This is a genomic window from Saccharopolyspora terrae (assembly GCF_004348435.1).
GTDB classification, from domain to species: Bacteria; Actinomycetota; Actinomycetes; order Mycobacteriales; family Pseudonocardiaceae; genus Saccharopolyspora; species Saccharopolyspora endophytica.
Genome location: NZ_SMKS01000113.1, coordinates 1 through 10,233 on the forward strand (window position 1 = coordinate 1; position 10,233 = coordinate 10,233).

Here is a 10,233-nt window from a genome sequence, read left to right on the forward strand (position 1 = left end):
GTCGTGGGGGCCGGGCAGGTCCAGGCGCGCGGCGAGCTCGTCGTCGGCGGCGCGGAACTCCTGCACCTCGCCCCAGGTCTGCAGGGCATCGAGCACGTCGTCCGACGCGGCCGCACCGTGCAGCCAGGCGGACGACCAGACAACCAAAGTGGCGCTTGGGCATGGCACGTCGGTAGAGGGTACGGATCGAAAACCCTTGCCGCGCCCGGGGGGAGGTGTGGTGTGACTCCGCCCATGGGGCGGTTGCGCGGCGTGGCGGCACGACGGTCGGCCACGATCGGATTACCGTGTCCGATCGTGCGGTCGGTTGATTATGGACGGGACATCCTGTCGGGCTCGCGGCGAAAGAAGGTGCCGGAGGTCCCGGCTGAACCGGGTGTGGTGGTCGAGGACCCGGCCAGCGGGTTCTGCGGTGCGGTGCTGCGGGTGGAGAAGGACAACGTCGTGCTGGAGGACCGGCACGGCAAGCAGCGCCTGTTCCCGATGCGCCCGGCCGCGTTCCTGTTCGAGGGCAAGCCCGCGACGCTGGTGCCGGCGCGCACGAGCGCCCCGGCGGCTCCGGCGCGGTCGGCATCGGGTTCGGTGAAGGTGGAGGGTCTGCGGGCCCGCACGGCGCGCGGCAGCCGGATCTGGGTGGAGGGCATTCACGACGCCGAGCTGGTCGAGCGGATCTGGGGTCACGACCTGCGGGTGGAAGGCGTCGTCGTCGAGCCGCTGCACGGCGTGGACGACCTGCCGGGGTTGCTGGCCGAGTTCGGGCCGGAGCCGGGTCGCCGGGTCGGGGTTCTGGTGGACCACCTGGTGGCGGGCAGCAAGGAATCGCGGTTGGTGAAGGGCATCACCGACGAGCACGTGATGATCACCGGTCACCCGTACGTGGACATCTGGGAGGCGGTCAAGCCCGCCGCGGTGGGGATTGGCGAGTGGCCGACGGTGCCGCGCGGGCAGGACTGGAAGCAGGGCGTGTGCTCGCGGCTGGGCTGGGGCGAGCCGGCGGAGGGCTGGCGGCGGGTGCTGGCCGGTGCCTCCGGCTTCCGCGACGTCGAGACGCCGCTGCTGACCGCGGTGGAACAGCTGATCGACTTCGTCACCGCGGAGGGGTGATCCGGCGGTCACACGTTGATCACGTGGGCTGAAATGCCAGTGGCGGCTGGGGCGGGCGTGCCACGATGGGAGCATGACTCCTGCGCTGCTGTGGCTGATCGCCGGGGTGCTGCTCATCGGCGCCGAGGTCCTGTCCGGAGACTTCGTGCTGGTCATGATCGGCGCCGCGGCTCTGGGGGCCGCCGGTAGTTCGGCGCTGGGCATGCCCTTGGGCGTGGACGTCGCGGTGTTCGCGGTCCTGGCCCTGGGACTGGTGGTGCTGGCCCGGCCTGCGCTCAAGCGGCGCATGACCGAGCAGCGCGAGCTCAAGACCAACGTGGACGCCCTGGTGGGCAAGCAGGCGCGCGTGGAATCCACAGTGGATGCGCAAGGGGGTCAGGTCCGCATCGACAACCAGTTGTGGTCGGCGCGGGCCTTGGACGAGACGCAGGTTTTCGAGGCCGGTCGCACGGTCACCGTCATGGAGATCGCGGGCGCCGCAGCGGTGGTGTGGGCCGAGCCCTGAGGGAGATGAGACTTCGTGCAGATGGCTGAAGTGATCGTGCTGGTGGTCGTGGTGCTGCTGGTGCTGATCGTCGCGGTGAAGTCCGTGATGGTCGTGCCGCAAGCGCAGTCGGCGGTGGTGGAGCGGCTGGGCCGGTTCCGGACCGTTGCCGAGCCGGGGTTGAACATGCTGGTGCCGTTCTTCGACCGGGTTCGGGCGCGCATCGATCTGCGCGAGCAGGTGGTGTCGTTCCCGCCGCAGCCGGTGATCACCCAGGACAACCTGACCGTCTCGATCGACACGGTGGTGTACTTCCAGGTCACCGATGCGCGGGCGGCGGTCTACGAGATCTCCAACTACATCGTGGCGGTGGAGCAGCTGACCACCACGACGCTGCGCAACGTGGTCGGTGCGATGAGCCTGGAGGAGACGCTGACCTCCCGGGATGCGATCAACACGCAGCTGCGCGGGGTGCTGGACACCGAGACCGGCCGGTGGGGCATTCGGGTGGCGCGGGTGGAGCTCAAGGCGATCGATCCGCCGCCGTCGATCAAGGACTCGATGGAGAAGCAGATGCGCGCCGATCGGGAGAAGCGCGCGATGATCCTCAACGCCGAGGGCACCCGGGAGTCGGCGATCAAGACCGCCGAGGGGCAGAAGCAGTCGGCGATCCTGGCGGCGGAAGGCCAGAAGCAGGCGGCGATCCTCGAGGCCGAGGCCGACCGGCAGTCGAGCATCCTGCGGGCGCAGGGTGAGCGGGCCAGCCAGTACCTGCAGTCGCAGGGGCAGGCCAAGGCGATCGAGAAGGTCTTCGCGGCGGTCAAGCGGGCCAAGCCGACCCCGGAGCTGCTGGCCTACCAGTACCTGCAGACGTTGCCGCAGATGGCGCAGGGCGATGCCAACAAGGTGTGGGTGGTGCCCAGCGACTTCGGCAAGTCGTTGGAGGGATTCGCTCGCATGCTCGGTGAGCCGGGCGATGACGGGGTGTTCCGCTACGAGCCGTCGCAGGACACCAGCGACGCTCCGCCGGCCGAGGCGGTGGAGGAGTCGGTGCAGGCGTGGTTCGACACCTCCACCAACCCCGAGGTCGCCGAGGCGGTGCGTGCGGCGGAGGCGGTGGCCCGCAAGGAGGTTCCGCCGGCGAACATGGCGCAGCCGCCGGAACAGGGCTGAGGCAGCGCTCGTCACGTCCCGGTGCCGGTCATCCGGCGCCGGGACGTACTCGTTGGGCGGGTGCGGTGATGGGAGTGAACGGCTGCGCGCCCTCGCGGGCGGCAGCGTAGGTGGCCACGGCGCCCTGGGCGTTGCCGTAGGGGTCGCGCAGCACGCCGAACACTCCGGGGAAGACCCGGGTCTGGCCGTCGCGGCAGACCACCGGCAGGTTGATGGGATTGCCTTCGAGGTCGGCGTGGGCGGTGCGCATGGCGCGGTGGCATCCCGCCCAGTGCGCCTGCTGGTGCTCGGCGGGAACGATGAGGTCCAGGGTGGCGCCGACGGCTTCGCTGGCGGGGTGGCCGAAGAGTAGTTCGGCGTCGGCGTTGAAGTGCACGATCGTGCCGCTGGCGTCGGCGATGACCAAGGCTGAGCGGTGCTCGATGTCGTTCATGGCCAGATGATGCGGCCGGAGGATCAGCGCCTTCCGGAACACCCTGTTGATGGTCAATAGCCTCGGTGATTTCAGTGCTAGCCGAAATCAATGCTCCACATCGCACCCTTCCGCGCACCTGACACCAGAAAAAACCGGCTTCAGGCGTCGTCGGTCGGGTCGAGGTAGGAGCCGCCTGCGATGCCGAGGGCGCGGACGGTGCCCAGGAGGTGTTCGCGGAGCTGCTTCTTGGCGAGCTCGGCGTCGCCTTCGGCGAGGGTGTGGGCGAGTTGGGCGTGCTGGTGGGTGATGCGCTCGCGCGTGGAGTGGGTGCGTGCGGTGGAGGTGATGCGCATCTGCTTGTCGCGCAGGGTGTTGTAGAGGTCGGTGACGACCGGGTTGCCCGCGGCGCCGACCATGGTGGCGTGGAAGGCGCGGTCGGCGACGTGCATCTCGGCGTCGCTGAGGTCGGTGCCGTCGCAGGCGGGGTGGCCGGCGAGTTCGCGGCCGATGGCGGTCATCGCCTCGGGGCCTTCGATGGCGAGCTTGTCGATGGCGAAGCTCTCCAGCGCCAGGCGGGCCTCGATCACGGCGCGGGCTTCGGCCGCGCTGACGGGCACGACCAGGGCGCCGCGCTTGGGGTAGAGCTTGAGGAACCCCTCCGATTGCAGGCGCAGGAACGCCTCGCGGACCGGTGTGCGCGACATCTGGAGGGCGTTGGCCACTTCTCCCTCGCTGAGCAGCTCGCCGTCGGGGAAGCTGCCGTCGAGGAGTCCGGCCTTGACGTGCTGGTACGCGCGGTCGGCCGCCGGCGTCTCGGATGCTGTTGCGCTCGACACGTGAGCATCCTACTTCCACCCCTCTTGTATCTATGATGGATACAAGTCTTTTCCAGGGGAGGGGTCGCAGTTGTCCACGACGGTCGAAGCGCCACCGCAGCAGGCGGGCGCCCAGCGGCGAGGACCTGGTAGCCGCATGGCGTGGCTGGTCTGGGGTGTGGGAGCGCTGTGCTACTGCGCCGCGCTGTTCCACCGCGCCGGGCTCGGTGTCGCCGCGCCCGAGGCGGTGCAGCGCTTCGACGCCGGTCCGGGCGTGCTGGCGCTGTTCTCCGCGCTGCAGCTGGGCGTCTACCTGGTGCTGCAGATCCCGGCCGGGCTGCTGGCCGACCGCCTCGGGCCGCGCAAGGTCATCACCGGCGGCATGATCGCGCTGGCGGTCGGCTCGGCGGTGTTCGCGCTGAGCGGTTCGATCGTCGGCGGGATCGCCGGGCGGATGCTCATCGGTTTCGGTGACGCGTTCATGTTCACCAACGTGCTGCGGCTGGCCGCGCACTGGTTCCCGCCGCACCGCTACGGCAAGGTCGCCGCGCTGACCGGTCTGGCCGGCGGGCTCGGGCAGGTCGTGTCCACGCTGCCGCTGAGCCTGTCGCTGCACTCGCTGGGGTGGGTGCCGACGTTCCTGGGCGCTGCGGCGCTGACCGCGGCGCTGGGGCTGGCGGCCGCGCTGATCATCCGCGACCGCGACTCCTCGGCGCACGCCCACGTCGCCGAGTCCGAGCCGGTGTCGGAGCGGATCCGGCACAGCCTGCGGGCGGTGGCCGCGCAGCGCGGCACCAAGCACGCGTTCTGGACGCACTTCGTGCTCATGGCGCAGTTCGTCGCGATCACCACGTTGTGGGGCGGGCCGTGGCTCAGCGCCGCGCAGGGGCACGGCCGGTCGGAGGTCGGGTCGCTGCTGCTGGTGAGCGTGGCCGGGTTCATCGCGGGGTCGTGGTTGGCCGGGCAGTACGTGTCGGGGCGTCCGCGCCGCCGGGAGCGCTACACGTTCGGGTTGTCCTCGATGGTCGTGGTCGTGTGGGCGGTGATGGTCGGCTGGCCGGGCGTGTTGCCGATGCCGGTGCTGGTGGTGGCGTTGCTGGCGGTCGGTGTGGCCGGTGGTGCGGCGATGCTGGCCTTCGACGGTGCGCGCACGGCCAACGCCGAGCACCGCTCCGGTACTGCCACAGGTGTGGTGAACATGGGTGGTTTCAGCGCTGCGGTGCTGATCCAGCTGCTGGTCGGTGGTGTGCTGGAGCTGGTGTCGGAGTTGGATCCGGCGGTGGGGTACCGGTGGGCGTTCGCGCCGGTGCTGGCGCTGCTGGTGATCGGTACCGCTTCGCAGTGGTGGTCGCGGGACCGCGCCCTGCGGTGAGCTTGCGGCGTTAGCCTCGGGTGCGTGGTCGGCCAGCGGCGGTCGGCGTGGCTTGGAGGCGTGTGGCGTGAATGGGGAACTGCACAACCTGGTCGGTGGCGAGTCGGTGGCGGCGCTGGATGGTGCGACGTTGCCGGTGGTGGATCCCAGCACGGGTGAGCAGTACGCGACGGCGCCGTTGACGCGCTGGGCGGATGTCGATGCGGTGATGCCGGTGGCGGCCGGGGCGTTCGAGTCCTGGTCGCAGGCCACGCCGAGGCGTCGGCAGGAGGCGTTGCTGGGCATCGCCGATGCGGTGGAGGCGCGCAGCGAGGAGCTGGTGCTGGCCGAGTGCCGCAACACCGGCAAGCCGTTCGAGGTGGTGCGGGCGGAGGAGCTGCCGATGGCGGTGGATCTGCTGCGGTTCTACGCGGGTGCGGCTCGGGTGGAGAGTGCTACCGCGGGTGGTGAGTACCGGGAGGGGCACACGTCGTTCACGCGGCGGGAGCCGATCGGGGTGTGCGCGGCGGTGACGTCGTGGACGCATCCGCTGTTGCAGGCCGCGGCGAAGATCGGTCCTGCGGTGGCGGCGGGCAACGTGGTGGTGCTCAAGCCGGCGGAGACCACGCCGGTGAGCGCGGTGTTGCTGGGTGAGCTGGTGGGTGAGTTCTTGCCGGCCGGTGTGGTGAACGTGGTGTGCGGTGATCGGGACAGCGGTCGGGCGATGGTGGCGCACGAGGTGCCGGGGATGTTCTCGATCACGGGGACGGTGCGGTCGGGGATGGAGGTCGCGGGGTCGGCGGCGGCGGATTTGAAGCGGGCGCATCTGCAGTTGGGTGGTAAGGCGCCTGCGGTGGTGTTCGCGGATGCGGATCTGGATCGGGCTGCGGAGGGGATCGCGGCGGCGGCGTTCGGCAACGCGGGGCAGAGCTGCACGGCGGCGAGCCGGGTGCTGGTGGCCGGTGAGGTGCACGAGGAGTTGGTGGGGCGGTTGGTGGAGTGGGCCGGGCGGTTGCGGCCCGGTCCGCCGCAGGACGCGGATGCGGCGTTCGGTCCGCTCAACAGCGAGGGGCAGTTGGAGCTGGTGCTGGGCCGGTTGGAGCGGTTGCCGGGGCACGCGCGTGTGGTGGCGGGTGGTCGGCGGCGTGGTGAGCGGGGTTTCTTCCTGGAGGCCACGGTGGTCGACGGGTGCGGGCAGGACGATGAGCTGGTGCAGCACGAGATGTTGGGGCCGTTGGTGACGGTGCAGTCCTTCGCCGGTGAGCAGGAGGCGGTGGAGTTGGCCAACGGTGTGCGCTACGGGTTGACGGCGAGCGTGTGGACGCGTGATCACGGTCGGGCGATGCGGCTGTCGCGGCGGTTGCAGGCGGGCACGGTGTGGGTCAACACCCATGACCTGCTGGTGGCCGAGATGCCGCATTCGGGTTTCAAGCATTCGGCGTCGGCGCGGGATTTCGGCCTGCACGGTCTGGAGGACTACACGCGCATCAAGCATGTGATGTCGGCGTGGGACTGAGTTCGCGTTGTGTCCAGGAGAGGGGTTGCGCGATCGGCTCGCCACTGTGGCCGTCCACTCTCGTGGAACTGGGCCGGGTCGTACTGGACAAGCGGTGCTGGTGTGGCTGAGGCTGATCGGAACGCCGCGCACCGTGGCCGGCAGTCGCATGAGGGGAAGGGCACGTGGTGATCGTTCTTGAGCTGGTGGCCAGGGACTCGGTGCCCCGACCGCACATCCTGATCACTGGCTGGATGTGTGCCCCTCAGGGCGTTCAGTCAGCGGGTATGCGCCTATGTCGATGACCGGGGCCCGCCATGTGGGTTTGAGCGTGACCGACGTTGACCGGGCGGTGTGGTGGTGTACGAGGCGTCTGGGCCTGGGCTTTCAGGAATGGCCGGCCGAGATGACCGGCCCGAGGACGAACTTCCTCTACGACATCATGGAGGCCAACCAGGGCGGCGGCCGGCTTCTCGTCCACCCGGAGACCGGGCTGTGCCTCGGCTTGACGCCGGCGACGGTGCCGGGGGTGGTGGCCGGGCTTCCGGCTGCCGCGCTCGACCGGCTCCGCCGCGGTGACTTCGCGACCTACGGCAACAGTTAAAGCCGCGGCGCAGGGGCGGTCTATCGCGCTTGCACAGCCCGCATAGCCCCAAACAAGTGAACTTCGGTCGCGATCATCACAAGACCACGCAGGGTTTCTGATCTTTCGATCTGTCGGAGCTCCCGCCGCATCAGTATGGTTGCTCCTTGGTCACAAAACCGGTGGAGGAGCAGGGCGGGCTGATGCCGGATCTCATTGAGCAGCTATTCATGACCAACCGCGACTTAGAGGTCCGCGAACAAGCACGAACGTTCGTCGACGACGAGATCACTGCCCGCAGCAGTGATCTGGAAGGCAGCACGGTCCCCGAACTGGACCTTGCCCGGAGCTTCGGCAAGCACGGCTGGTTCGGACTCACCATTCCCACGCGCTACGACGGCATCGGTGCAGGACAGGTGGCCAAAACCGCTGTGCTGGAGGCCATTTCCCAGGTATCACCGCCGATGGGGTACTTGTTCCAGGCCTACTACCTCGGCGTAGCGAAGATCCTGCACCACGGCACCGACGTCCAGCAGGGACGGTGGCTGCCGGCCATCGCCCGAGGTGACTGCCTGCCGACCATCGCCGTCACCGAACCCGGGGCGGGCGGCAACATCGGCCAGACCCGCGCCACGGCCGAGCGGCGCGGAGACACCTATGTCCTCAACGGGGTCGGACTGGCCCGCAAAACGTTCGTGGGTGGCAGCCACAACGGTGCGGATCTGCACGGGGTGATCGCCCGTACACCCGGGACCTCGGGCATCGCCGGGCTCACCGCATTGGTGGTGGAGGCCGATCGTCCCGGGGTGGTGCTCGGCGAGCCCCGCGTCATCGACGGATTCTCGTTCGGCGATGTGGGCTTCGAAGACTGCGAAGTCCCTGCGTCCAACCTCATCGGCGCCGAAGGCGAGGGCATGTACGTCGCGCAAGCCAGCAGCACCCTCTACGGGCGGCTCAATCTGGCGGCAGTCGGCCTGGGCATCATGTCACGCGTCCTCGACGGCACCGTGAGATTCCTGAAGCAGCGCCCTCTGCACCCGGACGCACGTTCCCTTGACCAGCTACAGGTCAATCAGCAGAAGCTGGGCAAGATGCAATCGCTGTACATGTCAACGCGAACCGATGTGTACGCCGCCGCCGCTGGGCGCGACCGGGGCTGGGATGGTGTTGAGCTCGACGCAGCGCTCAACAACGCGAAACTGCAGTCCTACGTCCGCGGGCAAGAACTCGTGGCCCTGGCCAAAGACATCCACAGCGCCTACGGCCTGGTCGGTGCTCTCCCGCGGGACGCGGTGTACCTCGACCACCTCATCTCACCGGCGGGCACGCCAGATTTCCAGCGCTACAGGCTGTTCCAGCACGCTATGGGAACCGAGCGATCATCATGGTCGGCTCGGTTCCCCGCTCAAGTCCAGGAGTCTTCGGAGCTCTAGCAGGCAATCGCGACGGTGCCGTGCATGCTCATCACAGGCGTTCGCCGTCGACGACGGGAGTCAACGGGCGTTTCAAGATGTCCAGCACAGCGTTGGCCTTCTCCTTGATGAACGCGATTCCATCCCGTCCGTACTTGCGGACGTCGTTGTCGACGGTGCACACCGTCGCGAGCACTGTTCCATCATCGTCGATGACCGGCGCACCGAGATACGTGCGCACGTTCAGGAGGTCGAGCGCCGGGTTCTCCCCGAACCTGGGGTAGTCGCAGACGTCGTCGAGCTGCAGCGCCAGCCGCCGCTTGACGACGTGTGCGCAGAAGCCCTCGTTGAGGTTCATGTAGCGCTTCATGCCCCCGTTGGGGTCGTGAAGCCCGGCGAAATATTGCACGGGCTCCTGGTCCGCGTCGAAGAACAGGTTGACCATCGTGTACGGAAGGCCACCGCCGGTCATCGACGACACGTCGGCGGCGAGATCAGCTGCGAAAGCGTCCAGCTCTCGGGCTCCCGTTCGCGTCAAACCGAGTTGCTGCAGTCGTTGGCGGCGTTGGAACGCGCCCGGGTCGTTCTCGAGCGGGTTGCCGTGGCGCTCGAGCCGATAGTCCTCAGTCATGGAACCTCCCGTGGAGCCTCTTACTGGGTGATCGCAAAAAAGTATGTCACGGAGCCGGAACCGTCAGATCTTGCCCTGCGGTGCCGGCTGGTCACGACGACGACGCTCTTTGTGCGCGCCCATGGCGCATTTCGACGTCGAAGTGGAGTTTCTCCGGGGAAACTCCACCGAGGCGCACTTCGGGAAGATGCTCGGCGAACTGAGATTTCCTCCTGCGCTGGTCCCAATTGGGTCCGGAAGCGTCGTCGCCGATTTCGGTGCGGCCGGCCATTGAGGACGCGCTCGCCGGCATCAGAGCAGCGCACGCTTCCGGCGGTGCTCGTCGAACCCGTCCGTCGCGTCGTCGCACACCACGTGCTCACGGCCGCAGCTTACGACGACCGCGAGGGAGACTAGGCCGATTTGGTCAATCTCAGGAGAACTGCTGTCCATCCACCATCTGGTCCGGCCTCGTCGAGGAGCTCACCGCGTGGTGCCTCCGTCTCATCGGGGCGGCTTCAGGAGTCCGTGGCCCGCTGCTTCGGTGTGGTGGTGCGGGTCCAGGGGCGGGCCTGCTCGTAGGCGTGGGCGGCGCGCAGGACGGTGGCGTCGGCGTGGCGCGGGCCGATGATCTGCAGTCCGATGGGCAGGCCGTCGTCGGTGTGGCCGCAGGGGATGCTGGCGGCGGGTTGCTGGGTCATGTTGAACGGGTAGGTGAACGGGGTCCAGGTGGTCCAGCGGTCGCCGTCGGTGGGGGATTCGCGTCCTGCGGTGAAGGCGGGGATGGGGAC

At 68.7% G+C, this 10,233-nt stretch carries 11 protein-coding genes; 7 read left to right on the forward strand and 4 right to left on the reverse strand.

The annotated features are described in order from the left end of the window. The first annotated feature begins 297 nt into the window (after positions 1-297). The 3 genes from E1181_RS30295 (at position 298) to E1181_RS30305 (ending at position 2,761) form a co-directional block, all read left to right on the forward strand. Positions 298-1,104 carry a DUF3097 domain-containing protein gene (locus E1181_RS30295; RefSeq protein WP_235877162.1) on the forward strand — a complete coding sequence of 269 codons (807 nt, stop codon included), beginning with the start codon at positions 298-300 and terminating at the stop codon, positions 1,102-1,104. A 73-nt stretch (positions 1,105-1,177) separates the two neighbouring features. Continuing rightward, positions 1,178-1,609, forward strand: a complete 432-nt coding sequence (locus E1181_RS30300; RefSeq protein WP_132679833.1) for an NfeD family protein — start codon at positions 1,178-1,180, stop codon at positions 1,607-1,609. Positions 1,610-1,630: 21 nt separating this feature from the next. Then, positions 1,631-2,761 carry an SPFH domain-containing protein gene (locus tag E1181_RS30305; protein ID WP_132679834.1) on the forward strand — a complete coding sequence of 377 codons (1,131 nt, stop codon included), beginning with the start codon at positions 1,631-1,633 and terminating at the stop codon, positions 2,759-2,761. 28 nt (positions 2,762-2,789) lie between these two features. Here the strand turns inward: E1181_RS30305 and E1181_RS30310 are convergent, their stop codons facing one another. Next, complete coding sequence (locus E1181_RS30310) at positions 2,790-3,194, reverse strand: PAS domain-containing protein (RefSeq protein WP_132679835.1); 405 nt, start codon at positions 3,192-3,194, stop codon at positions 2,790-2,792. A gap of 140 nt (positions 3,195-3,334) precedes the next feature. Next, the gene (locus E1181_RS30315; protein WP_132679836.1) at positions 3,335-4,012 is read right to left on the reverse strand and encodes a GntR family transcriptional regulator; all 678 of its coding nucleotides are present in this window, start codon (positions 4,010-4,012) and stop codon (positions 3,335-3,337) included. A gap of 70 nt (positions 4,013-4,082) precedes the next feature. On the opposite strand from E1181_RS30315, the gene E1181_RS30320 reads away from it, so the two are divergent. The 4 genes from E1181_RS30320 to E1181_RS30335 all read left to right on the forward strand — a co-directional run bounded on the left by E1181_RS30320 (position 4,083) and on the right by E1181_RS30335 (position 8,853). After that, complete coding sequence (locus E1181_RS30320; protein WP_235877163.1) at positions 4,083-5,363, forward strand: MFS transporter; 1,281 nt, start codon at positions 4,083-4,085, stop codon at positions 5,361-5,363. Positions 5,364-5,430: 67 nt separating this feature from the next. Beyond that, the gene (locus E1181_RS30325; RefSeq protein WP_132679837.1) at positions 5,431-6,858 is read left to right on the forward strand and encodes an aldehyde dehydrogenase family protein; all 1,428 of its coding nucleotides are present in this window, start codon (positions 5,431-5,433) and stop codon (positions 6,856-6,858) included. A 310-nt stretch (positions 6,859-7,168) separates the two neighbouring features. Continuing rightward, positions 7,169-7,441 carry a hypothetical protein gene (locus E1181_RS30330; RefSeq protein WP_132679838.1) on the forward strand — a complete coding sequence of 91 codons (273 nt, stop codon included), beginning with the start codon at positions 7,169-7,171 and terminating at the stop codon, positions 7,439-7,441. A 146-nt stretch (positions 7,442-7,587) separates the two neighbouring features. Next, on the forward strand, positions 7,588-8,853 hold the full coding sequence (locus E1181_RS30335; protein WP_132679839.1) for an acyl-CoA dehydrogenase family protein: 1,266 nt from the start codon (positions 7,588-7,590) through the stop codon (positions 8,851-8,853). A gap of 31 nt (positions 8,854-8,884) precedes the next feature. Here E1181_RS30335 and E1181_RS30340 read toward each other — a convergent pair whose 3' ends face one another. Both E1181_RS30340 and E1181_RS30345 read right to left on the reverse strand, forming a co-directional pair. Continuing rightward, positions 8,885-9,463 (reverse strand): GAF domain-containing protein, encoded by a 579-nt coding sequence (locus tag E1181_RS30340; protein ID WP_132679840.1) that lies wholly within the window; start codon positions 9,461-9,463, stop codon positions 8,885-8,887. Between the two features lie 497 nt (positions 9,464-9,960). Next, positions 9,961-10,233: amidase family protein (locus E1181_RS30345; protein ID WP_268952519.1), on the reverse strand; the 273-nt coding region annotated here is incomplete at its 5' end.

Coding starts and splice junctions, on each gene's coding strand:
- E1181_RS30340 (WP_132679840.1), bottom strand. CDS start 9,463: ATGACTGAGGACTATCGGCTCGAGCGCCACGGCAACCCGCTCGAGAAC.
- E1181_RS30300 (WP_132679833.1), top strand. CDS start 1,178: ATGACTCCTGCGCTGCTGTGGCTGATCGCCGGGGTGCTGCTCATCGGC.
- E1181_RS30305 (WP_132679834.1), top strand. CDS start 1,631: ATGGCTGAAGTGATCGTGCTGGTGGTCGTGGTGCTGCTGGTGCTGATC.
- E1181_RS30310 (WP_132679835.1), bottom strand. CDS start 3,194: ATGAACGACATCGAGCACCGCTCAGCCTTGGTCATCGCCGACGCCAGC.